Raw genomic sequence first — 26,089 nt, forward strand, 5'->3', positions numbered from 1 at the left:
TTAAGTAGAGGTTCCAATGTTAGGTAATATTAGTATTTGGCAATTGATCATTATTCTTGTCATCATCTTGCTATTGTTTGGTACAAAAAAATTACGCAACGCAGGTGGCGATGTTGGCGCAGCTTTAAAAAACTTTAAGAAAGCGTTTAAAGATGAAAATGAACAGTCGGAAGATAAAGAGCAGTTGAAAGATGGCCGTAATGACAGCACTCCTGATGCTGAATTTTCAGACTCAAAAGAGACTGAAAACAATAAAAAATCATAACCCGATACTTTCCAGTAGCTCATGCCCTTCGATATTGGCTTCTCTGAATTACTATTAGTCCTGATCCTAGCGCTCCTTGTGCTAGGACCTGAACGCTTACCTAAGGCTATGCAAACCTTTGGGCGCTGGGCAGGTAAAGCCAAACGTACCGTGACCAACTTTAATCATCAGGTTAATCGTGAACTCGAACTCGACGAGATGAAAAAAAAGCTCGCCGAACACGAAGCCATGATTAAGCGTCAAGCCGAAGGAACCGATTTACAAAAACTCAGAGATGAAGCTGAGCGAAAAATTCAAGCTGCTGAAGACGCTAAGCAAAAAGCAGAACAAGCGCTGAAAAGCGACGCCTCCAATCTCGATGACACAAACAAACAGCGCTAACCCCTATGAGTGACTCTAACGCTAATGACATGCCATTGCTATCGCACTTAATCGAGTTGCGCTCGCGTTTGCTACGCTCTGTTTTAGTCATTATCGTTATTTTTATTGGCTTAGCTTTCTTTGCCAATGAGCTTTACGAATGGCTCTCCAAGCCTCTTAAAGAGGCGCTTCCAGAAAGCTCAACCCTTATCGCCATCGACGTTACTGCACCGCTATTCGCACCCTTTAAGCTAGCCTTTGTCATGGCTATCTTTATCGCCATGCCATTTGTTCTGCATCAAGCATGGCTGTTTATTTCTCCAGGGCTTTATAAACACGAAAAAGGTTTTGCCGTACCGCTCTTGGTGAGCAGCATCCTACTCTTTTACGCTGGTATTGCGTTTGCCTACTTTGTTATTTTTCCTATCATCTTCGGTTTCTTGTCGACCATTGGGCCACAAGACGTCAATTACCTACCCGATATCAATAGCGTACTGTCGATTGCATTGAAGCTGTTCTTTGCCTTTGGTCTTGCTTTTGAAATTCCGATCGCGACCATGCTTTTGATTTGGTCAGGGCTAGTGAGCCACGAGACATTATCCAATACTCGCCCTTACACCGTGGTCGGTATTTTTGTGTTCGCGATGCTGCTAACACCACCCGATATGATTTCGCAAGTTTTGCTAGCGGTTCCTATGTGGATTCTATTTGAGCTGGGACTGGTATTCGCTAAGGCCTACTCGCCTAAAAAAACCGAGAGTCAGACAATTGAGGACGGTGATGAAAACACTTAAGCCCAAAACTCTTAAGCGTGTCCTAAACCTTTGGCCACCTTTCTGGGGAGCTGGAATACGCGTTCTTCAACTTGCCGACGACTGGTCGTACGCCAAAGTTCGGTTACGCAAATACTGGTTTAATCGAAACTATGTCAACACCCATTACGGCGGCTCACTTTTTTCAATGACAGATCCATTTTATATGCTACTGCTTTTGCATGAGATGGGACGTGACTACGTGGTGTGGGATAAAAAATCTGAAATCAAGTTCATCAAGCCTGGGCGAAAAGACGTTTTCGCTGAGTTTCACGTTACTCAAGAGCAGGTTAACGAATTAAAACAGCAACTCCTAAACGCTGATAAAATCCAACCTGTTTTTGAAGTTGATATTAAAGATGAAGACGGACTGTTAATTGCTAAAGTCTGGAAGACAATCCATATTTCAAAGAAACAAAAGGCAGCTTAAACGCTGCCTTTTCAGTCTTGGTTTAAACGATCTTACCGCACAAAGTGCCACTCCGTTTGACGACCGCCTAGATAAATGACCTGATCACCATCAAACACTGCTGACTGCTCCAACATGATTTGAATCAGTTGATCATCCCACTCGGGTAAGCTCACTTTGACATTCCCTTCAATCGCGTAGCCTGTATTCGGGTACAGTTTCCAGTCGCCTTTTACCGGCGTCGGCCCTTGGTTATCCCACATGCCGATAGTGGGTCCAATAGCGTGACCGACAAAACCTAGCGGATGCGTATAGGTGCTAGAGTTTATCCCTTGTCGTTGTGACTCTTTATGGGTCGCCTTTAATATTTCATTGCCCGTTCGTCCGCTTTTAAACTCTGCGGTAAAAATATCTTGCCATTGATTGCCGACCTTTAATGCCTTGACCAAGCCTTGCGGCACCTCGTATTCACCAAACTTAGCGACATACCCCATTTCCTGCGTATCGGTACACAGTTTCAAATAACAGATCCCAACGTCTGTATGAATCACATCGCCTGGCTCAATGGTTCGATTACTTTTACCAAAGAATGGTGAGTTCGGTTCATTCTTATCACCCTGTCTTTGAATCGTGACATAAGGTTGAAACCAAGGCTTAACACCCAACGTCTCAAAGCGCTCTCGAATATACCAAGCGACATCCTGATCCGTCGTCACGCCTGGCGTAATCACCTTATTGGAAAAGGCTTCATCAATCACCCCGCGCGCAATTTTAACGATCTGAGGGTACACCTCCAGCTCTGGTGCCGTGCGCGTTTCCATCCAACGAATAACTAAATTCTCTGAACTCACCAATCGCTTCTGATAGGTCTTCGGCAAATGCTTGAGCAGTTTTTGATGCAGCCCTTGCGTTAACCCATCAGCCAACGCCCACTCTTCGCTGACATTGATACCAATACTTTTCGGATCGTAATCTTCAATGATTTCTGCCAATCGATCCCACTGCTGATTAACCGTTCCACCCTGCCAGCGTGATTTGTAAAAATCGCCAATGTCGTAACGGCTGACGCTAAATCGCTCCACGGTGTTACCTTTCTTAGCAAAGACCAATAGCGTCGTGCGACGTGCAGCAAACGTAGGATCAGGAACCAGAGTATAAAATAGTGCATCCTCACCATACTCACGATTAATCACTAACCACATATCAAGCTCTGATTCCTTCATTAAGCGCGGCAGCAAGTGATCAAGTCGATGCTGTAAAATACGATTAACGGGCTCAACTCGATCGCGATGCGACAATACCTTTGGCAACTCAGCTATTTTTAATCCTTGCTCATACTGTTCACTTTTAACCGTTAACGAAGCGCATAAGGTTGCCACGATGACACTACATTTTAACCACACATTCATTGAAATCTCCTATCGTCCCATAGTTTTTTGCCGATAGCTGTTTAGGACAGGCTTTAAAAATTATCTGATTTATCAGGGCTTTACTGATAGTACCACCGTAGCGAGCAAACTGCATCTTGCGAGAGTCCCCTCTTAAAACACAGAATGTAACACTATAGCCGTCTTTAAATGCTTGCACCAAGTCAGCAAAGCCCATAAAATGAATGAACGTTCATTTTATTGTATTTAACTATGTCCAAGAAGCATCAAATTCTTGAGGCAGCGATTCGTTCTTTTGTCGAACGCGGCCTGCAAGGCTCATCGATGGCGCTAGTCGCCAAGGAAGCCGAAGTTGCAACAGGCAGTGTTTACAACTATTTCGAGGGGAAGGAACACCTGATCAACGAATGCTTCCTCTATGTCAAACAGAATGAAGTTGAGTTTTTGCTCAAGCACTATGATCCCGGAACCAGTTTTGAAGCGCGCTTCAAGAAGGTCTATACCTCGACCATTCACTTTATGCTCGATAACTGTCATTACTTCAGGTTTTTACACTTGTACGCCTTTTCTCCGGTTATTACGCAGGAAACGCGAGACAAGCTCTACCCTGTCTTTGAAACCTTTATCAAGCTTTATGAAGATGCTTACAAAGCAGGTGTCATTGGTTCCCCAGATGCCCCCGAACAACACTTATCGATCTATGGTGGAATCAGCTACTTAATGCATTATTACTATGTCAGCCAAATCGACATTTCCGACGAAAAAATTGAATCAATGGTCAACTTTGCCTGGGCTGCTTTAAGCAACTCCAAGCAAAAGACGCAAGGACAGACAGCATGAAAAAACTATTACTAGTCGGCACACTTTTAATGGCCTCTAGCGCATCACTGAGCTTTGCAGCACAGCAAGGCGAGCAACAGGCCGTGCCCGTAGAAGTCACTGAAGTCACTTCGGAGACGACAACCATCACACAAAACTTGCCTGGACGTGTTGTTGCCATTCGCACTTCGGAAGTTCGAGCGCGAGTAAACGGCATTCTCGAAAAGCGAATTTTCACCGAAGGCCAAGATGTCAAACAAGGGCAACCCTTATTCCAAATTGATGATCGCGTCATGAAGGCAAACTACGCCGCAGCCAAAGCGGATTTGAGCAATGCAGTGGCTCAGCAAAAACTCAACAAGCAAACCTTAAAACGTTATGAAGAGTTATTGAAGCAAGGCGCTGTCAGCCAACAAGAATACGATACTTACCTCGCTCAAAGCCAGCAGGCAGATGCCCGCGTGGAACAAGCAAAAGCAGAACTGGCAAAAGCACAAATTAGCCTAGATTATGCGACGGTTGAAGCTCCTATTTCTGGCCGCATTGGTCGTGCCTTAGTCACCGAAGGTACTTTGGTCAGCGAGACTAACGCCACACATTTAGCAACCATCGAACAGCTAAGCGAGGTTTACGTCGACTTTACGCGCTCACCAACGGAACTCAATAAAATGCGTGATCTGTTTTCGAACTCTGACGCGACCGATTCTGAAACTCAGAGCATCGAAATTTTGTTCAACGATGGCACACCCTATGAACACCCCGGTCACCTTGAGTTTTCAAGTTTATCGGTCGATCCGGACACCGGCTCAGTGCAACTCAGAGCCCTCGTAAAAAACCCTGATTACAAGCTACTACCAGGGATGTTTGTTCGAGTGAAGGCGCCCGTTGCTGACTCACAAAGCTTGCTGCAAGTGCCACAAAAAGCGGTCCAAATGACTGCTCAGGGCGCCATGGTCAAAGTCGTTAAAGAGGGCAAATTAGCCATGCAGGCGGTTGAGCTGGGTCCCATGATAGGCACTGGCTGGGTAGTCAAGAAAGGCCTCAGTAAAGGTGATCAAGTCATCGTCAGCAATACCCAGTTCTTACAACCGGGAACACCGGTACAAATTTTGCCAAGCACCACCAAACCGACAGAACCAGAAGCGTCTCATACGCAACAATAGGCACTCTCTATGGCACAGTTTTTTATTAATCGACCAATCTTTGCATGGGTCATCTCGTTACTGATACTGCTTGGCGGCGCGCTCGCCGTGCAGAACCTGCCCGTAATGGCGTACCCAGACATATCTCCGCCACAGGTCACAGTGACGGCTAGTTACCCTGGTGCTTCGGCCAAAGTCATCGAAGACACGGTAACCAGCGTCATCGAGGAAGAAATGAACGGTATCGAGGGCTTGCGCTACATTAAGTCGGAAAGTTCGCGCACCGGCACTTCGACCATTGTCCTAACTTTTGCTACTGGGACTGACACCGATATCGCTGGGGTTGAGGTGCAAAACCGCTTAAAACGGGTTGAGGCACGCTTACCAGCGTCAGTTCGAACTCAGGGTGTGAATATTGATAAAACCCGTCCAGACTTTTTAATGGTGGTGTCACTGTATTCCCCTAACGGTACGCATGATGCTACCGATCTGGGTGATTACGTTGACCGCGCCATACTCGGCGAAATGCGTCGAATCGATGGTATTGGTAGCGCCCAACTCTTTAGCTCAACTTACGCCATGCGTATCTGGGTTGACCCAAAACAGATGGCTTCATACGCCATTACGCCGAGTGAAATTTCTCAGGCTATTCGTGATCAAAACGCACAACTAGCGACTGGTGAGTTGGGCTCGTTACCCTCACCCAGTAACCAACAAATTAACGCAACGATTTTAGTGCCATCGCGATTATCGACGCCCGAAGAATTCGGCAATATTATTCTGCGTTCATCCAGCGATGGCGCCGTGGTTCGTCTAAAAGATGTTGCGGACATTGAGCGTGGCGCCAATAATTATGGTTCCGCGGCCATGCTAAATGGTCAAGATTCCGCTGCATTCGCGCTGAAGCTGAGTAATGCTGGTAATGCACTGGAAGCCGCCGAGGCCGTCAAAAACAAAATGACGGAATTGGAACAATACTTCCCTGACGATGTTGAGTGGGTGATTCCTTACGACACGTCGATCTTCGTCGACGAGTCAATTAGCCAAGTGTTACAGACCTTGATTGAAGCGGTGTTCCTCGTAACACTGGTCATGTTTTTATTCCTACAAAGCTGGCGCACCACCTTAATCCCGCTTATCGTCGTTCCTGTCTCTTTGATTGGTACGGGGATGGGGCTTTACTTGCTCGGCTTCTCTATTAACATGCTGACCATGTTCGCCATGGTGTTAGCCATCGGTATCGTGGTCGATGACGCCATTATCGTTGTCGAAAATATTAAACGTATTCTCGACGAAGAAGATATTGGCCCTTATCAAGCGACCAAGAAAGCCATGAAGCAGATTTCTGGCGCCATTATTGGTACCACGGCTGTGTTGATTGCAGTATTTATTCCGATGGCTTTCTTCTCAGGTTCCGTCGGTCGCATTTACCAGCAGTTCTCGCTGACCATTGTACTCAGCGTTTCTATTTCTGCATTCCTCTCCTTGTCATTAAGCCCAGCCATCGCGCAAGGTCTATTGAAGAAGGAAAAAGAAAGAAAAAAAGAATGGGCGCCGTTCCGTTGGTTCAATAAAGGCTTCAACACGTTCACTGATACTTACATGACCAACGTCAAAAAGCTATTCAGCAAAACCGGCTTGTTGATCACCATGGGCGTCTTTGCTGTGATTACCGCGTTTGTTGGCTGGCGCTTTGCCAGTATGCCAACAGGCTTTGTACCGTCCGAAGATCAAGGATTCATCGTCGCATCGTCGTTAATGCCATCAGGTTCAACGCGTGCTCGTACTTTAGAGTTAACCAAAAAAACCGATGCATGGTTCCTAGAGCAACCCGAAGTCGAGCGAATCATTACGGTCGCGGGATTCAGCTTCTTTGGAACTGGACAAAATACGTCGATTACTTTTGTTAACTTGAAGCCTTGGGGCGAACGTGAAGAAATGCGTCACGCCGATCAACTCGCAGGTGCAGCCACTGCTGAGTTCACAAAGTTCCAAGAAGGCAACACCTTTGTCTTCAACATGCCCTCCATCCCAGGCTTAGGTAACAGCAGCGGTTTTGACTTCCAGTTACAGGACAAATCAGGCGTCGGCACGCAACAATTAATGGGGGCGGCCTTTCAGCTAATTGGTATGGCCGGTGAGTCAGGCAAGTTTGCAGAAATTCGTCCGGATACTCTTCCGCCAGCACCGCTTCTAACCTTTGAAGTTGATCGTGTCAAAGCACGCTCACTGGGCATTGATATTGGTGAGTTAAACAACACGCTACAAATTGCCTTAGGTTCAGCCTACATCAATGACTATGTCGAAGGTCAAAAAGTCCGCCAAGTATGGATTCAATCCGATGCAGAAACACGCTCCACTCCCGATGAAATCCTCAGCATGCAGATCCGAAACAACAAGGGCGATCTCGTTAACCTTTCTGAAGTTGCTACCGCCAAGTGGACTGAAGCACCAGCCAAGCTCACTCGATACAACGGATCACCGTCGATGCCGATCACCGGTAACGGTGGCCCAGGGGTTAGCTCGGGTGAAGCTATGATGTTAATGGAGCAATTTGCAGAGCAACTACCCAAAGGTATTGGTTACGAGTGGTCCGGGCAATCGCTCGAAGAAAAAGTAGCCGGTAACCAAACCGCGTTACTCTTTAGCTTATCCTTTTTGGTCATTTTCCTGGTGTTAGCAGCACTCTATGAAAGCTGGTCAGTACCACTGTCTGTTGTTTTAGTCGTGCCACTCGGTATTTTAGGCTCCATTCTTTTTGCAGAATTAAGCTCGATGGCCAATGACATCTACTTCAAGGTCGGGCTAATTACCATTATTGGCCTGTCGGCGAAAAACGCGATTCTTATCGTCGAGTTTGCGCGCGAGGCACAGGGCGAAGGGAAAAGCGCGCTGGAAGCAGTGACCGAAGCCTGTCGCTTACGCTTACGTCCTATCCTGATGACCTCATTAGCGTTCATCATGGGCGTGTTGCCTTTGGTACTTGCCACAGGCGCAGGCTCTGCCAGTCGCCAAGCGATTGGGACCAGCGTTATGGGCGGTATGATTTCCGCGGCTGTGCTGGCCATTTTCTTCGTGCCCGTATTCTACTTGCTGGTGCGTAAGATCTTCCCGAGAAAGCTAAAACATTACGAACTTGCCGCTAAAGGTATGGAGATTAAAGATGACTAAATCGTTAACCAGCAAAAGCCTAACCTCCGTCACGGCCTTGGCAGCTAGTTTGATTTTATCTGGCTGTCTATCCATGGCGCCGAGTAACGAGCGCCCGCAAACTTCTATTGAGCAAAGCCTTGGGAAAAATCTGGTAGCTCAGGATGCCGCTTTTACGCTTGAAGCTTGGCAGGACTTTTTTCCTGATTCCAACGCACGAGTCATGATTGAAGAAGCACTGCAGTCGAATACAGACTTGCGCATTGCTATCGCGCGCATGGCGGAGATCGAAGGGCGTTATCAAATTCAACGTGAGGATTTATTTCCCACAATTAATGGTGAAGTCAGTCAATCGCGCACTAAAAACTCGGCTAACGTTTTCACGATTCCCGGCGTTGATAGCATTCAGGATGTGTACAGCGCAAACGTCGGTTTAATGTCGTACGAATTGGACTTATTTGGCCGTGTACGTTCACTGAATAATGCTGCACTGGCGCAATACTTATCCAGCGCCGAAGCAGCACGCTCCGTCAAACTAACCGTGATTGCGCAAACCGCAAATGCTTATTACAGTTGGATTTCGGCCCACCGCAGTTTAAATCTGGCAGAAAAGACGTTGCAAAGTCGCCAGGATAGCCTCGACTTAATTCAAAAGCGGTTAGATACAGGCATAGCCAGTGAACTCGATTTAGCACAAGCTCAAGCCGCACTAGCCACCGTTAGTGCGCAGAAGGCTCGCTTTGAACGCGCTCATGCCTCTGCCAAGAGTGCATTAGAATTGCTGATCGGCAAACCGCTGTCTACCGTGGACTTTGATAGCCAACAACTACAGTTGGTTGAGATGGCTATAGAGCTTCCTGACAACATTAACTCGGATGTGCTATTAAGTCGCCCTGACGTACTGTCTGCGGAACAAAGTTTATATGCCGCAAACGCTAATATCGGCGCCGCTCGAGCCGCCTTCTTTCCGTCCATCAGTTTAACCGGGCAATACGGTTACTCCAGTACCGAGTTTGATAATTTATTTGATAGCGACTCGAAGACTTGGAGCTTTATGCCGTCAATTCGCATCCCTATTTTCAACAATGGATTGCAAGCGAATGTAGACATCGCTGAAGCACAGCAACAGCGCTTAATAGCAGAATATGAAAAAGCCGTGCAGCAAGCATTCTCCGAGGTTTATCAATTAATGACAAACCGCTCAACCTATCATGGAGAACTGCAAGCCAACCGCTCTCTGGTTAAAGCACAAAGTAAACGCCTGAGGTTAGCAGAAGCAAAATACAAAGCCGGCCTAGCGAGTTATCTTGAAGTGTTAAACGCGCAACAAGATAAGTTCTCGGCAGAACAAGCGCTGCTCGAAACCGAACGTGCACAACTGGCGAATGTTATTTCGTTATACAAAGCTTTAGGCGGCGGCGACAAAGCAGTAACTTATGAGCCTCAGAAGAACGCTGAAGCAAGTGATTCAGAAATGACACGTTCTGGAGATGCTGAATAAACAACCGCAAGTTTATTCCTCTCCGTTCCCCTAGGCCCTGCTTAGCAGGGCCTTTTTTAATCCTCAGAGAAAATTAACGCTTTACTCACAGGCAAAGTTTTCTGGTGCTTGTTTTAGCAAAAACGAAGCAGTAAACAAGCCTGTGCAGCAACTTGTTATGAATTTAATTTTTCGTTAGATTGCTTATTCTTTCTTGGGCATTTTTACACCAGTGACAATTTTCGTCAGGCGCCAGCTTCAACGATTTCTTGAAACTGGAAATCGCCAATTCTATTTGCCCTACTTCCACATAGCCTTCACCCAAACTATCCCATAGATTTCCATCATCCGGAAATAACTTTACATTCAACTTAAGTAGTTCTAACGCCCAATCTGTGTGCTTATTGACATAAAAATAGATCCTCGACAAGCGATTAATTACAGCAGAGCTGATAGTTTTGTTGCCCGTTGTTAGCTGATAATGGTTCAGCAGCTGAACACCCGAGACTGTTTTCGTTTTCGTAACGTACTCATCAATTACTCTGTATGGATTCAGTTCCACAGGTTTAGGTTTGTACCCATCTTCTGCCAGCATTTTATCAATTTCGTAAGCCAGCCATAATGTCCCTTTTGACTCCGTATTTGATAAAAACACAATAAATATTTCTTCTTCAGGACGCCAAATTATAGAAGATCTAAATGTTCCATTATTACCATTATGAGCAATTACTCGATCTGAATAAGTGGAAGTTCCTACTTTCCAGCCATATCCATAGTAAGTTGAACTCTGGAAGGCATCAACCTGGGCTGGAGTTTCAACATGCCTTGCCGTCAACAGTCGAACTGACTTTTCACTCAAGATATCGAAATTATCAAGCGCAACTAGCCACTTGTGTAAATCGGATAGAGTGGACTGTAAGCCTCCGTTCCCTACGAGAATACGCGATACACCGTTTTCTTTATATCTTTCAATCGATGTCCCTCGATCATAGAAGTCTTCATAATATCCGTGAGCAAGCGTTAAGGTATTCCAATCAGGCAACAGGTATCCAGTATGCTTCATCTCTAATGGCTTAAAAAACACCTGGTTTAAAAATGTTTCATAATCCGTTTGAGCTACCTGCTCAATGATTGCGGAAAGAATGCTATACCCCACATTTGAATATTTATAACGTTCTCCAGGTTTGAACTCTAACTCACTCGAGAAAACTGTCTCGAAGTAGGAATCTCTTGACACATAGTCAAAATCTCTTCCAGGATATTCTTTAAAACCAGCTGTATGAGTTAACAACTGATGTATTGTTATATGCTTTTTATCATTCGGCAGTTTTAAAAAGTAGGCATCTAACGTATCGGTTAACTTAAGCTTTTCTTCTTCAACCAGTTTGAGTATTGCAGCCGCTGTAAACTGTTTTGTTAGTGAACTAATGTCGAAAACTGTTAATGGCGAATTAGCTACCTTCGCTTCTCTTTCAGCTAATCCATAGCCTTTATTGATCAAGGTGGTGTTACCTTGTGTAACTAAAATCGAAGCCGAAACCCCTCTGTGTATATTTTCAGATAAATATTTATCAATTCTTTCTGCGTTGATAGAAGGTGATGCCTTAATTTGCAGACCACAACAAGCAAAAAATAAAAACACCGCACAGCGAAATCGATAACTTATGTTTGCGTAACTCAATTCATATACACCCTTTTAAATTCATAACGCCTCACTAATGGACGCATAATTGCTTGACTAAAATTAGCGAGGAAAGGAGCACAAGCCAAGCGTTTTGCGTCCTTTTGAGTAACATGTTAGCTATACTTTGCACAGTTACTAGACCGATCATACTTGATTGATTTAACAAATTGAGGGTAACCGTCATTAGTTTTATATGAAACTACCACTTGCTTGCCCATCACGTTAACTTGAAAAGCAGGAGAGTAGTAAACTCTAATTGGAGAAACTAATAAAAGACGCGACCCAACCACTAGTTAAAGGTAACTTTGTTAGATGCCGTAAATGAGAAAAGCAAAACCAAGTGTACTAAAAATACACACCAATCGAACAGTCCAAATAGGCAGCTTCTCTCCCAAATATTTAACAATACCTTCTAATTTTCTATCATTCAGTATTCCTATGGCTAGTACAGCAGCTATAGATAAATAACCAACAAAGCTAAAGACTATCGGATATTTCGCAGTGTTGGCTGACAAAATAAGTGAAACTCCCAACATAACTCTAACAGCTACATCGCTATATCTTGCTACCTTTGAAGTTACGAGATATGGCATACTCTCTACTAGTTTTTTCGGAAAAAGCACACAAAACATACTTAACAAAACCATCCCGAAAGCAATCAGAACTATGATAATTTGCCATATAGTGTAGTTCAACTCAATTAACCTCTAACGCCTTGCTAAGTGGCGCCGTTTTCGGCGTCCTTGCTTGAGCGCGTTGTTAAATTTTCGCGGTAAAGGATAAATACTGCCGCATATAAGGCAATAGAATACGCCACGCCTACACTAACTATATCTATAGCACGCTTCCACGCTAACCAACCTGTATTTCCAAAGAACCCTGGTTTATTTAGAGGCCAAGTAAGTTGATTAAAGTGAATGTATGCCCAATACGTAACTAAAACCAAAGCAAAGTGCTTCGCGTAGTTTTTATTTTTGTAGGCAAGTATACCGGTAAATAGCAGCCCCCAGTAAACTCCGTGATCAAACACCATCCTTAAATATAAAGGAAAACTGTCATCTGCTAAAAAGCCAGTAATGTAGTGAAGAAGAATATTTACCCCCTCAAAGAAACCAAACGAAGCAATAACGACTGAAGCAATAGCTTTCATATATCCTCTGAAATTTAACGCCCAGCGCAGGCGCAGCCAACGCGGAGCGCCTTTTGTGTTAATGTTTGAGCGACAGCGAGTAACACAAAAGACGCGTAGTGTTGGCTGTCGCTCTCCCGCTGCTTGTTATGTGCAGCCTTGATTCTCGGTATAGACTACCTTTTTTCCTGGGAACGATTCGTAAAACCTACGATGCGATTCATAGGAGAATGAATCAGATCTTGTTTTATACTCTCTAATCCAATTTATAAGCATATTCAAATTGGAGTCCTGCGCCTCTTTAGACTCGTACTTGTGCGGCTCCCATGGACGATTCTTGGCGTTGGCGATACATTGCTCGATAGTTAGATCCATAAACACAACCTCCGAGGCTTCATTCTTCAGAAGCTCTAGCAAATCGGTATAGCAACCTTCAATTATCCAATTTTCATGTTCACAAAGGAAAACGTCAATTTTCTCTTTAGATTTCTGAATGGGCATTCTTTGAGGCGGTGTTTTCGGAAGCCATGCCAAAGTATCTAAATCCAAATGCGCCAAGCCGAGCTTCGATGAAGTACGCTTAGCGAATGTGGATTTACCAGAACCCGAATTCCCAAAAACTAGAATTTTTCTCAAAATTTCTCCGAAGCATTAATGGCACATAACGCCGCGCTCACCGGCAAAATGGAGCGCAGCGTAATTTTGTCCGAGTGCAGCGCCTTGTTAGCTTTTTTTCATTAGAGCCGATACTTGCAATGCAGGCGAGAGGATAATTTCCATGCCTTCTACATCTAGTTCTGTATCAAATAACTCTTCGTCTGAAGACGTTTTTACCAAAATGGATCGTTTAGATTTTTTGGTTTTCATCGCTTTTTCTAAAAGAAAGGCAGCCTCTTCTATGGTCTCGTTTTTCTTTTGAACACGAATCAATACGGGAGCATTCATATATTGTTCTACAAGAATTGCATCTATTCCCTTATTCCTTTGAACAGGGTTAAACTCTATTCCCGCCAACAGATTCAACGCTGTTGTATCCACATTTACATATGACTCTCTGCCGTTTTTTAAAAGGTTTGACTCTGTTTTTATAGGGTTACCTAAACGTTCTTTAGTTAGCTCGACAGCATCTAATGACTCATCGATACCAATATAGTTTCGGTTTAAAAGCTTTGACGCAACACAGGTGGTTCCGCTGCCACAAAAAGGATCTAGAACCAAATCTCCTTCTTCAGTTACTAGTTTGATGATTTGTTCAAGAAGTAAAAGTGGCTTTTGAGTTGGATACCCTACTCTTTCTTTTGCCTTTGGGTTTAAATAAGGAATTTCCCAGACGTCACTTAATGGCACCCCTTTTTTCCTATCTCCATTTTTTACATTTCCAGAACTGTCTTTGTCGTATATAGACTTATTGTGCTCATCTCTAGTTCTTCTTTGTAGAATTTGATCGATGTTGGTTGTTTCCGAGTAAGCCGTAAAAATTTTTTTAAACTTAAATTTTTTCGACTTTGAATAGAAATAGATATTTTGATGACTGGGAAGAAGTCCTTTTTTTGAGTTAGACCATCTTTTATAAAACCAGATGATTTCTGATTGAAAATTATCTGAGCCAAATACCTGATCTAATATTGCGCGAACAATATGTTCACCACTCTTATCGCAGTGTACAAATATTGATCCTGACTCTTTCAGCAAAGAGTGCATAATTTCTATGCGTTTTTTCAAAAACTCAGCATAACCTCTATCACTGCCCCAGCTATCATCAAAGCTGAATTCTTTTGTGCGCTCTCTATTTTTTAGAGTATGTTTTCTTTCTGTAAAAAATGGCGGATCAAGATAAATGAGGTCTATAGAGTTTTTCTCTATAGACCTCATTTGATCTAGGCAATCACCGTTCAGAATTGTATTAATCATTCGTTACTTCTTTATCTCGTTTATCAGCTATTTCCGTTAAGATCGCCTTGAGATCATATCCGCTAACTTTCTCCAGATAATCCCAAGCCTCATCGCCGGCATAGTATTCACCATCTACGCCTGCGTAGATGGTTTTCAATGTTTCTTGTATTTTAATAGCCTGCTCCCTCTGAGGGTAGTAGAACATAACACGAACAGGCTTATAACCATGTGATTTTATGACCTTTACGCGTGTATGTTCTTTGGTAATATGATCACCGTCAGTTGTAGCATCTCTCCACTTTAGCTCTACGGCGTCTGAACCATTAAGAAAATCAATTTCAAATGTTTTTGGCTTTGAACCAAGGGTATTCTCGACTAGGGTTTTACCGCCCTGACTGTTTGAGAAGAACATACATAAAGTTGCGGCTTCTTCCAAGAATGATCCTGCATACTTATATAAAAATCGGCCTGTATTCTGATATTCGTCGATTAAAACACCTTCTCCATGTGGGATGCCTAATACTCGATATATAAGATAGTGAGAATTATCATCCTCTTTCATTTCCTCTTTGCGTGCGACAATTTTACTCTTTAAATTGCTCGCATATTCATCAGAAAGCTTGCCAATTTTTTCTTTTAGTAACTTCAGGCAAGTTCCACTGACGATTGCACTATCAATTATCTCTCTTTCAAGAGCATACACTGCGGCGATAAGCTCCGTCTTTTTCTTCTTTTTGATATCAATACCTAATGACTTGCAATATTCATCAAGTTCCTTTTTGTTCATTTTTTCAACTTTCATGAAACTTCCTGAGCTGGTTATAAATGCGATGTGGATTTTGAAGCTAACGTTTGGTTAAACTGCGCCGCCAGGCGTCAGTTTGAACCTTTTGTTATGTTGCTGACAGCTTTAGCGCAGACTGTCTTTTAAATGCTCTTAAACTTGCAATGAAGCAGCAGCAACCTATAACCCAAATTCTAGCCATAACCGGCCCCAAAAGCACCCAACAATTTGAAAGTTGGTTACGCTGGATGATTCTATAAGAATCTTACCAACGAAGTTGACGCTGATATAGCTGAAGAACGACCTGCTTTTCCCTATTTACGCACCAATGAAATTGAACAATTGGGGACAAAATGTACGCTGATTTTAAGAAATTGCATTTGGGTTTAGATGTCTTTTAAAAGGTTTTTGGAGCTTGTTGTTTTTCTACAACATTTTAGTGACATAACGCCCAGCGCAGGCGCAGCCAGCGCGGAGCACCTTTTGTGTTAATGTTTGAGCGCCAGCGAGTAACACAAAAGGTGCGTAGCGTTGGTTGTCGCTCTGCCGCTGATTGTTATGCGCTTTACGTGTCATACTCACCACTATCCCATGGCTCAAAAAATGCCATGTAATTGCCGGGAAGTAGTTCTACAGCCCAAATATCATCTTCAGGTTCTCTCGTAATTAGGCCGATATCAGTATTATTAAACTTAACTGAAAAAGGCTTAACCTCAATTCTCTGAAAATTAACTTTTCCTAAGCTATTTAGCTTGGATGAGTATTTTTCTCTCGCTTCATCTTCTGAAAATGTTCCTCGAGCGCCTAAAGCCTCAATATCAGAATCTACGAGATTACCTTTAGGATCAAATTTAAATAGCGCAATGTATTCGCATTCGCCTGGCTCAAATGGATTTGTTAAAAAGAACTGTAATCCATTTTCTGTAATACCAATATGTTGAGCATGATAGTCATCATGATCTATTGCAATTATTTCTGGCTTTCCTTCAGTCACTCTCGAATTCTCCTTGCGCATAACATAAGAATACCCGAATTCGCTTATAACTCACTAATTTTCAAGAAATAATTTTCTGGATTCCAAAAAAGTGGTCAATACCCTAGTAAAGGCGGCCATGTAATGCAGTATCGCTCGGAATTCCAATAAAATGTGTACTAAATGGCGATTATCCTACAGCCTTATTCCTGTATTCTTAACTTATTGTTTAATATTTATATAGAGACTACTTTAAGCTCCAAGCAGAGTCAAAGCCTCGTAGATGTGGCATCCCTTTTTTGTCATCCCCTGGCACCACTGGCAATTCCTTCAGTCGCTTACCGCGGGAGCCAGTGTCTTTCGAAGAAAAATAAAGTTCACGGCAAGCCCACACAAGCTCTTGAGTCTAGCTCAGGATGACATGGCTTGGGTCCAATCATAGTACACAACAAGTCTATACGAGATCCCCGCCTGCGCGGGGATGACCAGTACGGTTCATTAACAATGAATCATACTGGTCACTTATCACCCAGCATAATGCCGATCCATTGGGTTTCTTTATTACTGTCGAGGATGATTTTGACGATGATGGTCAGTGGTACTGACAGTAACATTCCTACTGGCCCTAAGACCCAGCCCCAGAATAGTAAGGATAGGAATACGACGAGCGTCGATAAGCCGAGTCCTTTACCCATAAATTTAGGTTCGACGATATTACCAACGACAAAGTTAACGGTTAAGTAACCCGCAGCGACCAGCAGCGGTGTGGTGATCGAGTCTTGGGTTAACCAGGCCATAATCACCGCTGGTACGGCGGCGATAATCGATCCGATATTAGGCACGAAATTAAACATAAAGGCGACCAGGCCCCACAGGAACGGGTACTCGACGTCTAAAATCACCAACCACACACTGATTAACGCGCCGGTTAGTAAGCTGACGATCGACTTAATGGTGGCGTATCGCTTTATTTTGTCGATCACTTCGCTTAAGCCTAAATGCGCTTTGCTTTCGGCGCTTGGGAAGGCACGTTGCATTTTTTCGCCGAAGACACTGGCTTCCATCAGTAAGAAAATCGAAGTCAAAACGATTAAGAACAAATTACTCAGCATGCCCCCCAAGCCGTTTAGCACAGAAGCTGAAAGACTCATTACCGTGCTCGGTGAAAAACGTTCCGCTAATGATGCTTCTGGGATATTAAAACCAAGTCCTTCTAGCCATGTCATGGCCCCAGCAAGCTTGGCTCTGAGCATAATTTCATACTCAGGCAGCTTCGCCGAAAATTGCTCTACTGAGTTCCCGACTAACCGTCCGATCAAGAAGAATAGCAGCGACATGATAACTACCACAAGAATCATCGCTAACCAGTCCGGAATCGTTTTGTCGATTTTTGGAATTTTTAAGTTTGCAAGGAAGAAGTAAAGTGGGCCCAAGATAATCGATACAAATAAGGACAAGATAACTGGCACCACAAAGCTACTGGCGGCCTTCAGGCCCGCAATAACAATAAAAGTAGCAGCGATCGCCAGTAAAACGTTGGTGACACGACTCATATCTGATGACATAGGGTTCCCTGTAATAATTGGTCTTTGGTAGCAAGTATCATTTCTTGTCAAAATAGTTTATAACAAGACAGTAAAATCACAAGTCTACAAGCTAAAACTGCAAATTTATGTCCTTTATTGATATCGGAGTTAATCTTACTAACAATCGCTTTAATGATGACTATGAACAGGTCATCGAGACAGCACGTCAGCATAATGTTATCACGCAAATTCTTACCGGGACATCGCTCCAAGAAAGCCAACAAGCATTAGCGCTAGCGCGTGAATACCCCGATCTCTATTCAACCGCAGGCTGTCACCCGCATGACGCTAAAGATTTTCAAGACCAAGACCTAAGAGCGTTAAAAGCGTTACTGCAGCACGATACTGTGGTAGCGGTTGGTGAATGTGGGCTCGATTTTAATCGTAATTTTTCACCCCAAGACACCCAACTCAAAGTTTTCGAGCAACAAATCCAACTCGCTTGTGAGGTTCAGAAACCACTGTTTCTCCACGAACGGGATGCTGGCGACGCCATGATTGCTTTATTGAAGCAATATCAATCTAAACTTCCCAAGGCAGTAATACACTGTTTTACAGGAAGTCAGAAAAGCCTCGAAACCTATATTGATATGGGCCTGTATATTGGCATTACAGGCTGGATCTGCGACGAACGTAGAGGTCAAGCGCTTGCAGAGATGGTGCACTTAATTCCAGACGACAAGCTGATGATTGAAACGGACGCTCCGTTTTTAACACCAAGAGATTTGACTAAAGAGCAAAAATCTCAGCTCAAGAGTAATCGTAATGAACCATTTTTATTGCCCCACATTGCACAAAAAATTGCCAGCTGTCGCGAGCAATCTTTATTAGAGTTATCGAAAAATTGCTTTAATAATACCGTGGCCTTCTTTAACCTGCCGATAAAACAACAATAGCCAAGGAACCGATTAATGGCACAAAATCAATTTTCATTATTTAAACAAAAGTTCTTTTCATCATTTTTTATCACCCAAGCCTTGGGCGCTTTAAATGATAATATTTTTAAAAGTGCTTTATTAATCTTTATCGCTTTTCGGGCTGGTGATGAATTAGGGTTAAACTCTGATCTCCTTAATAACATTGCTGCTGGGCTTTTTATCATCCCTTTCTTCTTATTTTCAGCAACAGCGGGACAGATTGCTGAGAAATATGAAAAGTCAGCCCTGATCAGAAAAATTAAAGTCCTGGAAATTGTTATTATGATTTTAGCCGTCCTAGGCTTCTATCTGAATAACATTTGGTTCTTACTCGGCATACTGTTCCTTATGGGCTTTCAGTCGAGTCTGTTTGGTCCAATAAAGTATAGCATTTTGCCTCAACACCTATCTGACAAAGAGTTACTGGGCGGCAATGGCTTAGTTGAAATGGGCACTTTCTTATCGATCATTATCGGTACCGTTATCGGTGGCGTTTTAATTGGCTTTGATGATCTGGGCGTTCAAATTTTATCAGTTCTACTACTGGTTGTTTCCGCGTCTGGCTACTTAGCCAGTAGGCGGATTCCGGAAACACCGTCGGCACAGCCTTATCTAAAAATAAACTGGAACCCTGTCACCGAAACTTGGCGTACCTTTCAATATGCACGAGCGAACCGAGTAGTCTTCTTATCCATTTTAGGAATTTCATGGTTTTGGTTTTATGGGGCTGTTTTCCTAACCCAAATCCCTAACTTCACTAAAGTCAGTTTAAATGGGAACGAGAATGTGGCAACCATGATCTTGGCCACTTTTTCCGTAGGAATTGGTGTTGGCTCGGCGCTTTGTGAGTTTTTATCTGGCCGAAAAGTTGAACTCGGTCTCGTACCCTTTGGGGCAATCGGTATGACATGGTTTGCGCTGGATATTTATTTTGCCAACCCTACCAGCAGTTATCTCGGTGAGCTTGGCCCTTCTGCCTTTCTAAGCCAAGAAGGTGCGGTTAGAACGCTTCTTAACTGTGCATTTGTCGGTATCTTCGGTGGGTTCTATATTGTTCCTCTTTATGCCCTAGTTCAAGAGCGCTGTGACAAATCACACTTATCTCGCGTTATTGCAGGTAATAATATTCTTAACGCCTTTTTCATGGTGATAGCAGCTGCCTTAGCTGCTATCTGTCTTGGTAATGGCATGACCATTCCACAATTCTTCATGCTCACTGCGATCCTTAACGCAGTTGTCGCGATTTATATATTCAGTCTGATCCCTGAGTTCTTAATGCGGTTTCTGATTTGGATTTTGATCAATACGGTTTACAGAGTTAAGAAAACTGGATTAGAGAATATACCGGAAGAAGGTGCTTGTGTTGTGGTGTGTAACCACGTCAGCTATGTTGATGCGTTGATTATTGGTGGCACCGTGAGACGTCCAATTCGTTTTGTGATGTACCACAAGATCTTTAAAATTCCACTACTTAGTTTCATTTTTAGGACAGCGAAAGCGATCCCTATTGCTGGACATAAGGAAGACCCAGAATTACTCAATGAAGCCATGTACACGATTGCAGAGGCGCTTGATCAAGGTGAAGTGGTTTGTATTTTCCCTGAAGGAAAACTCACCTCAGATGGCGATATGAATGACTTTAAGTCCGGTATCGAACGCATTCTTGAAAAGTCTCCTGTTCCGGTCGTGCCGATGGCGCTGCAAGGTTTGTGGCATAGCTTATTCAGTCGCAAGAAGGTCAATAAGTTCCTTGATAGAGTGAAGCGGTTACGCACAAAAGTGTCGTTAGTTGTGGCTAAACCGATATCTCCAGATGAAGCGACCAAAGAACACTTGTATACTATGGTTAAAGAGCTAAGGAACGACAAACCTTAACCTAACCATATTTAAGCATAGAACTTTTTAGGCAGAACAACCATGAAATTTGTTAAGTACTTTTTTATTGTTATTGGCGTCATTTTGTTAACGCTCGTTGCGATTGGCATCTTTAAAACTGATTATCAAAGTAAAGCCAGCATTGAAATTAACGCGCCGAAACATCAGGTGTTCGCGGTGTACAACAATCCGCTGCTGTATAAACGGTGGATGACTAACTTTCAGGCTCTGGAGCAATTAGAGGGCCAGATGAATGAGATTGGTAATAAGCATCGTTTGAAGTTTACGACGGGTTCTGGCGAAATTACCACGTTAGATCAAACCTTAGTCGAGTTTAAACCTAGCGAGCTGATTCGTTACAACTATGACAACCAGTGGTTAGAAGGTACTAGCAACGCCACTTTTGTAGACACTGGAAATGGCACAACCACAATTGACTTGCGCTTAGATTATACCGGGCGAGGAATCGTCCAAAATGCCTTACTGTTCCTACTTAGCTCAACCATTGATCAAGGTCATCAATATAACCTTGAACAACTTAAAACCTTGATTGAAGAATCTAAGCCAGACGAACTCGAATATACTACAGAGTAGGCCTAAACCTGCAAACGAAAAGTAACCGGTCCATCATTGATCAGATGGACCTTCATATCGGCTCCAAACTTCCCCATCTCGACGTTTGAATAAGCCTCCTTAGCACGAAGAACCAAGTAATCAAATAACGCTTCACCTTGTGCAGGCGGGGCAGCGCTTGAGAAACTCGGTCGCATCCCACTATTGGTATCCGCGGCTAAGGTAAACTGTGGTACCAGTAACAAGCCGCCAGCAATAGACTCTAGCGACAAGTTCATTTTATCGTCTTCATCAGAAAAGATGCGGTAGCCGAGCAGTTTCTTAAGTAACTTGTCGGCTTTGGCTTGATCATCTTCTTTTTCGACGCCGATCAGCGCCATGATCCCCTGATTAATCGCGCCAATGGTTTCACCATCGACGACGACTTTTGACTCGGTCACCCGTTGAATTAATGCAATCATAATGAATTAAACGATTTAGTTATCGTCATCTGTCTCGTCAGTTTCATTTGAGCTATCATTAATAACTTCATCATCACCGACTTCTTTAATAATGACTTCACCGTCTTTAGGTCGCTCACCGATGCCCTTCTCTTCAACAACCTTGGCATAAGCTTCTTGCATACACTGTCTCATCGCTTCTTGCTGACCGTCATTGTCTCCGAGACATACCCGATACTCATACTCAAGCTCTTCTTTTACTGTTGTATCTTTGAAGACCGATTGATCCGGTTGACCCCCTAACAGTTTACTGATGGTTTTTAACGTATCATTACCACCGTTTGAGCTACAGCCGCTTAGAATTGTAAGACCTGCTATCGCTGAAAAATACACAACTGCCTTAAGCATGTGCAAACCTACCCTTATCATTTGTTTTGCTCACAACTATAGCATAGCGGGAAAAAGTTTCAGCATAAAAAAACCGCTGACAATGCAGCGGTTTTTGATAAGACTAGCGATTAACTTTTCGGTGGTCGAGAAGCACGTTTACGCTCACTCTCCGTCAGATGTTTCTTGCGGAGACGAATGCTTTCAGGCGTTACTTCAACCAGCTCATCATCGTTAATAAATTCCAGTGCTTGCTCAAGCGTTAGCTTGATAGGTGGCGTTAACACCTGCGACTCATCAGTACCCGACGCACGAACGTTAGTTAACTGCTTACCTTTAAGGCAGTTCACTGTTAAGTCATTAGAACGGCTATGAATCCCAACGATCTGACCTTCGTAAACCGCATCACCATGCTTAGTGAACAAGCGACCACGCTCTTGCAGGTTAAACAAAGCATTTGTTAAAGCTTTACCTTGCGAGTTTGCAATCAATACACCATTACTGCGCTGACCGATTTCGCCGCCTTTGAATGGACCATAATGGTCAAAGGTGTGGTAAATCAATCCGCTACCAGACGTCAGCGTCAAGAATTCGGTTTGGAAGCCGATCAGACCACGACTTGGCATCATAAAGTCTAAACGAATACGACCTTTACCGTCTGGCGACATGTTAGTCATTTCAGCCTTACGCTCACCCATACGCTCCATCACGCTACCTTGGTGCTCTTCCTGAACATCAATGGTGACAGTCTCGTACGGTTCTTCAAGTTGTCCGTCAACATCGTGAATAATAACTTCAGGACGTGATACGGCTAACTCATACCCCTCACGGCGCATATTCTCAATCAAGATACCCAAGTGAAGCTCACCACGCCCAGAGACACGGAACTTGTCCGGATCATCCGTTTCTTCAACGCGCAACGCAACGTTATGCACCAATTCTTGCTGTAAGCGCTCAAGGATATTACGCGACGTTACAAACTTACCTTCTTTGCCCGCGAATGGAGACGTATTAACTTGGAAGGTCATGGTCACTGTTGGCTCATCGACCGACAACGGTGGTAGTGCTTCAACCATATTTGGATCGCAGATAGTGTCTGAAATCTTCAGATCACCAAGCCCAGAAATAGCGATAATATCACCCGCATCAGCGTCTTTAACTTCATGGCGATCTAACCCCATGTAGCCTAAAACTTGGCCTACTTTACCGTTTCGCTTGGTACCGTCTGCTGAAATAACAGTCACTTGCTGGTTCACTTTGACCTTACCACGCTTGATACGTCCAACGCCGATAACACCAACGTATGAGTTGTAGTCCAGTTGCGAAATCTGCATCTGGAAGCCACCTTCAGAGTTTGCTGGCGGAGGCGATACGCTTTCGACGATTGTTTCGAACAGAGGCTGCATGTCTTTGCCTTGTTCGTCAGCGTCGTTGCTGGCCCAACCGTTTAGCGCAGAGGCGTACACCACGTCAAAATCCAGTTGCTCATCGGTTGCACCCAAATTATCAAACAAATCAAAAACCTGATCCATAACCCAGTCTGGGCGTGCACCCGGCTTATCAATTTTGTTGATCACTAGGATTGGCTTTAAGCCTTGAGCAAATGCTTTTTGCGTCACAAAGCGCGTTTGAGGCATTGGCCCTTCTTGAGCATCGACCAATAGCAGAACCGAGTCCACCATCGACATCACACGCTCAACTTCACCGCCGAAATCGGCGTGTCCAGGAGTATCGACGATATTAATCCGATAATCTTTCCACTCAATCGCCGTGTTTTTAGCGAGAATCGTAATACCACGCTCTTTTTCTAGGTCGTTAGAGTCCATCACACGGTCTTGCTCGCCTGCTCGCTCACCTAACGTGCCTGATTGCTCTAAAAGCTTATCAACCAAGGTCGTCTTACCGTGGTCAACGTGAGCAATAATGGCGATATTTCGTAACTTCTCTATCATAAATGTCTCTACAAATTGGTATGCGCAAAAAATTGGCGCCATTCTATACTAGATAGAACGGTTCGCACAGAAAATAATCAATATTTAGGTGTTATTTCAGGATAATACTACTGTGACTGGTGACTAATCCGGTTTCTGCCGGCTTCCTTACTCTTATAAAGCAATTTATCAGCCCGCGAAATCACACGCTCATAACCGGCTTCGTAGCGCTCTACTTGACTATAGGCGCCGATACTTATGGTGAACTGTATGTCTTTGTTTTCGTGGGGAACCGTTAATTTATTAATTTTTTGTCTAAGTTGTTCCAATAATTCCAAATGATGTTCGATGCTTCCACCGAGGATCAGCGCGATAAATTCCTCGCCACCAAACCGCCCCACATAGTCGCTATCTCGCTGGAACACTTCACGTATGGTCTTACCCACGGCCATTAAACAGAGGTCACCCGCACTATGACCGTAGGTGTCATTGATGTGCTTAAAGTTATCCAAATCCATTATTGCGAGCGTTGCTGGGGTTTTATTACGGCAAGCTAGAGGATACACATTGCCCATAACTTGCTCAAAGCCACGCCGGTTCAAAATTCCAGTTAATACATCATGGGTACTTAACCGTTCTAACTCCTCATTCAGTACAACCAACTCCTTGGTTTGTGTCTCCACTTGCTCTTTAAGCTCTTCTTGGAAATCAATCATGATGTGCTGAGCTTCCCTAAGCTGCTCTCTCACTGACTCAATCTCACGGCTGGAAAAGTAAGAAGCTGCTTTTGCCGGCACTGGCTGATGGGATGAAAAGTACTCCACCAAACGCTCCAAAGGGCGTGTGATATGTAACGAGAATTTTAGTGCAACCCTTGAAGCTAATAGTGAAATTAGTAGTATCCCAAGCAACAAAGCATAGAAATTATTTTTATATGCAACCAACAAATCATCATAGTCACTTAAAACGTATATAGACCAACCATTACTAGTTTCAATCTTTTTGTAATTGTAAGTGTCGTTCCCATTCAATACTAATGACATAATGGTATTCGCGTAATGTTGCTCATTATCTTTAATGGAGACGAGATCTAGTGGTTTCAGTTCCAACCTTGCAGACCCGTAAATTACCTTGCTGGTAGAGTCTATGACCAGTATAGAGCTACCCACTCCAGAGTTATCTATTCTTTCAAATTGAGGTAAATTCAGCGAGCCTTCAACGATGCCTTGAAAACGATTACCCTGGTAAAGAGGCACGCTTACAGCCACAATAGGATCATTACCAAAGCCCCGTCCTCTAAAGACATCTGAAACATAGGGTAGCCCAGTATCCCGCGCCACCTTAAAGTAATCTCTATCCGTAACTCGCCGCTGTTTCGCTGGAGCTTGCAGCAACTTTTCGAACGACTCTTTAGGTGCGCCACTGACCACAACCCCGTCGCTATCAGTCACAATCATGGTTATAAAACCCGGGTATCGCTCCAACCAGCTGTCCATTAAGAACTGTTTGTGACCATTTAACCCATCACTATTGAGTGATGCCGCCAGTGTTTCCATGGCTTTGACATGAGTCATTTGATAATTCTCAGTTCTTTCACGCAAATGCTCTGCACGAATATCCAGCTCCTCGATGAGCTCCCTTTCGAGTTTATTCGCTGAGTTATTACTTAGTATCAGCATAATAACCAACGATGGCATTGCTATACTGATTAAACAGAGTTCAAAAATTCTCTTCGACAGTTTGGGTGGCTTTGTTTTCGTGACTGGGCTATACCAGCGAAAAGGAATAAAAGCCCTAATGATGGTCGCAATTGAAGCATTAAGCAGTCCATTAAGTGCCTGCTTAATCAAAATAACCTGAGTAAAGTCCGTAGAATTAATGTCATAAACCGTCAGAAGAACGACCAAGGCAAAAGGGATGCCAATCAGCCCCCAAAATAACATGTCTGCCATGATTAGCAGCATACCCCTACGGCATAGAGCTGCGAGCACCATGAACTCGGCCAATGTAAAAGCTATTAGTGGCAGGCTCTGAGTTGAAAGATATAAGCCTACTGAAGAAAGTGTCAATGTGACAACTGATGACTTAGTGC

25 protein-coding genes are annotated in these 26,089 nt (G+C 43.7%); 11 read left to right on the forward strand and 14 right to left on the reverse strand.

From position 1 onward, the window contains the following. Positions 1-16 precede the first annotated feature (16 nt). The 4 genes from tatA to ABD943_RS04490 are packed head-to-tail and all read left to right on the forward strand — an operon-like array spanning position 17 to position 1,867. Complete coding sequence (tatA, locus tag ABD943_RS04475) at positions 17-265, forward strand: twin-arginine translocase TatA/TatE family subunit (RefSeq protein WP_345291976.1); 249 nt, start codon at positions 17-19, stop codon at positions 263-265. A gap of 21 nt (positions 266-286) precedes the next feature. Beyond that, positions 287-646 (forward strand): Sec-independent protein translocase protein TatB, encoded by a 360-nt coding sequence (tatB, locus tag ABD943_RS04480; RefSeq protein ID WP_345291977.1) that lies wholly within the window; start codon positions 287-289, stop codon positions 644-646. 5 nt (positions 647-651) lie between these two features. Next, positions 652-1,419, forward strand: a complete 768-nt coding sequence (gene tatC, locus ABD943_RS04485; protein ID WP_345291978.1) for a twin-arginine translocase subunit TatC — start codon at positions 652-654, stop codon at positions 1,417-1,419. After that, positions 1,406-1,867, forward strand: a complete 462-nt coding sequence (locus ABD943_RS04490; RefSeq protein WP_345291979.1) for a DUF4442 domain-containing protein — start codon at positions 1,406-1,408, stop codon at positions 1,865-1,867. The genes tatC and ABD943_RS04490 overlap by 14 nt, the downstream gene beginning before the upstream one ends. A gap of 32 nt (positions 1,868-1,899) precedes the next feature. Here the strand turns inward: ABD943_RS04490 and ABD943_RS04495 are convergent, their stop codons facing one another. Next, complete coding sequence (locus tag ABD943_RS04495) at positions 1,900-3,255, reverse strand: M24 family metallopeptidase (protein WP_345291980.1); 1,356 nt, start codon at positions 3,253-3,255, stop codon at positions 1,900-1,902. Between the two features lie 231 nt (positions 3,256-3,486). Here ABD943_RS04495 and ABD943_RS04500 point away from each other — a divergent pair, with 231 nt between their 5' ends. The 4 genes from ABD943_RS04500 to ABD943_RS04515 are packed head-to-tail and all read left to right on the forward strand — an operon-like array spanning position 3,487 to position 9,846. Further along, positions 3,487-4,074 (forward strand): TetR/AcrR family transcriptional regulator, encoded by a 588-nt coding sequence (locus ABD943_RS04500; RefSeq protein WP_345291981.1) that lies wholly within the window; start codon positions 3,487-3,489, stop codon positions 4,072-4,074. Further along, the gene (locus ABD943_RS04505) at positions 4,071-5,216 is read left to right on the forward strand and encodes an efflux RND transporter periplasmic adaptor subunit (protein WP_345291982.1); all 1,146 of its coding nucleotides are present in this window, start codon (positions 4,071-4,073) and stop codon (positions 5,214-5,216) included. The genes ABD943_RS04500 and ABD943_RS04505 overlap by 4 nt, the downstream gene beginning before the upstream one ends. 9 nt (positions 5,217-5,225) lie before the next feature. Next, entirely contained in the window at positions 5,226-8,366 is a 3,141-nt protein-coding gene (locus ABD943_RS04510; RefSeq protein WP_345291983.1) for a multidrug efflux RND transporter permease subunit, read from the forward strand. After that, positions 8,359-9,846 carry an efflux transporter outer membrane subunit gene (locus ABD943_RS04515; RefSeq protein ID WP_345291984.1) on the forward strand — a complete coding sequence of 496 codons (1,488 nt, stop codon included), beginning with the start codon at positions 8,359-8,361 and terminating at the stop codon, positions 9,844-9,846. The genes ABD943_RS04510 and ABD943_RS04515 overlap by 8 nt, the downstream gene beginning before the upstream one ends. A gap of 163 nt (positions 9,847-10,009) precedes the next feature. On the opposite strand, the gene ABD943_RS04520 is transcribed toward ABD943_RS04515, so the two are convergent. From ABD943_RS04520 to ABD943_RS04560, 9 genes are all read right to left on the reverse strand, one after another. Further along, positions 10,010-11,506, reverse strand: coding sequence for a serine hydrolase domain-containing protein (locus ABD943_RS04520; RefSeq protein WP_345291985.1), 1,497 nt, complete (start codon positions 11,504-11,506; stop codon positions 10,010-10,012). A 311-nt stretch (positions 11,507-11,817) separates the two neighbouring features. Next, on the reverse strand, positions 11,818-12,102 hold the full coding sequence (locus ABD943_RS04525; protein WP_345291986.1) for a hypothetical protein: 285 nt from the start codon (positions 12,100-12,102) through the stop codon (positions 11,818-11,820). A 125-nt stretch (positions 12,103-12,227) separates the two neighbouring features. Then, positions 12,228-12,659 (reverse strand): hypothetical protein, encoded by a 432-nt coding sequence (locus ABD943_RS04530; RefSeq protein ID WP_345291987.1) that lies wholly within the window; start codon positions 12,657-12,659, stop codon positions 12,228-12,230. 126 nt (positions 12,660-12,785) lie between these two features. Then, a complete protein-coding gene (locus tag ABD943_RS04535) occupies positions 12,786-13,274 on the reverse strand; it encodes a P-loop NTPase family protein (protein WP_345291988.1) in 489 nt (162 codons plus the stop codon). An 87-nt stretch (positions 13,275-13,361) separates the two neighbouring features. Then, on the reverse strand, positions 13,362-14,549 hold the full coding sequence (locus tag ABD943_RS04540; protein ID WP_345291989.1) for a DNA methyltransferase: 1,188 nt from the start codon (positions 14,547-14,549) through the stop codon (positions 13,362-13,364). Further along, positions 14,542-15,333, reverse strand: a complete 792-nt coding sequence (locus ABD943_RS04545) for an ApaLI family restriction endonuclease (RefSeq protein WP_345291990.1) — start codon at positions 15,331-15,333, stop codon at positions 14,542-14,544. Before ABD943_RS04545 ends, ABD943_RS04540 begins: the two co-directional genes overlap by 8 nt. Positions 15,334-15,741: 408 nt before the next feature. Beyond that, positions 15,742-15,891: a hypothetical protein gene (locus tag ABD943_RS04550; RefSeq protein ID WP_345291991.1), complete on the reverse strand. Its 150-nt coding sequence runs from the start codon at positions 15,889-15,891 to the stop codon at positions 15,742-15,744. Continuing rightward, complete coding sequence (locus ABD943_RS04555; RefSeq protein WP_345291992.1) at positions 15,881-16,309, reverse strand: hypothetical protein; 429 nt, start codon at positions 16,307-16,309, stop codon at positions 15,881-15,883. Before ABD943_RS04555 ends, ABD943_RS04550 begins: the two co-directional genes overlap by 11 nt. A 497-nt stretch (positions 16,310-16,806) precedes the next feature. Next, complete coding sequence (locus ABD943_RS04560; protein ID WP_345291993.1) at positions 16,807-17,853, reverse strand: AI-2E family transporter; 1,047 nt, start codon at positions 17,851-17,853, stop codon at positions 16,807-16,809. Between the two features lie 107 nt (positions 17,854-17,960). Here ABD943_RS04560 and ABD943_RS04565 point away from each other — a divergent pair, with 107 nt between their 5' ends. The 3 genes from ABD943_RS04565 to ABD943_RS04575 are packed head-to-tail and all read left to right on the forward strand — an operon-like array spanning position 17,961 to position 21,260. Then, a complete protein-coding gene (locus ABD943_RS04565) occupies positions 17,961-18,770 on the forward strand; it encodes a TatD family hydrolase (protein WP_345291994.1) in 810 nt (269 codons plus the stop codon). A 15-nt stretch (positions 18,771-18,785) separates the two neighbouring features. Continuing rightward, complete coding sequence (locus ABD943_RS04570) at positions 18,786-20,666, forward strand: MFS transporter (RefSeq protein WP_345291995.1); 1,881 nt, start codon at positions 18,786-18,788, stop codon at positions 20,664-20,666. 42 nt (positions 20,667-20,708) lie between these two features. Further along, the gene (locus ABD943_RS04575; protein ID WP_345291996.1) at positions 20,709-21,260 is read left to right on the forward strand and encodes an SRPBCC family protein; all 552 of its coding nucleotides are present in this window, start codon (positions 20,709-20,711) and stop codon (positions 21,258-21,260) included. Positions 21,261-21,262: 2 nt separating this feature from the next. Here the strand turns inward: ABD943_RS04575 and dtd are convergent, their stop codons facing one another. The 4 genes from dtd to ABD943_RS04595 all read right to left on the reverse strand — a co-directional run bounded on the left by dtd (position 21,263) and on the right by ABD943_RS04595 (position 25,949). After that, positions 21,263-21,700: a D-aminoacyl-tRNA deacylase gene (dtd, locus tag ABD943_RS04580; RefSeq protein ID WP_345291997.1), complete on the reverse strand. Its 438-nt coding sequence runs from the start codon at positions 21,698-21,700 to the stop codon at positions 21,263-21,265. Between the two features lie 15 nt (positions 21,701-21,715). Continuing rightward, on the reverse strand, positions 21,716-22,087 hold the full coding sequence (locus ABD943_RS04585) for a hypothetical protein (protein ID WP_345291998.1): 372 nt from the start codon (positions 22,085-22,087) through the stop codon (positions 21,716-21,718). Between the two features lie 110 nt (positions 22,088-22,197). Next, positions 22,198-24,018 (reverse strand): translational GTPase TypA, encoded by a 1,821-nt coding sequence (typA, locus tag ABD943_RS04590; RefSeq protein WP_345291999.1) that lies wholly within the window; start codon positions 24,016-24,018, stop codon positions 22,198-22,200. A gap of 107 nt (positions 24,019-24,125) precedes the next feature. Continuing rightward, positions 24,126-25,949, reverse strand: a complete 1,824-nt coding sequence (locus ABD943_RS04595; RefSeq protein ID WP_345292000.1) for a sensor domain-containing diguanylate cyclase — start codon at positions 25,947-25,949, stop codon at positions 24,126-24,128. Positions 25,950-26,089: the final 140 nt, after the last annotated feature.

This window comes from Kangiella marina (genome assembly GCF_039541235.1).
Taxonomy (GTDB): Bacteria; Pseudomonadota; Gammaproteobacteria; order Enterobacterales; family Kangiellaceae; genus Kangiella; species Kangiella marina.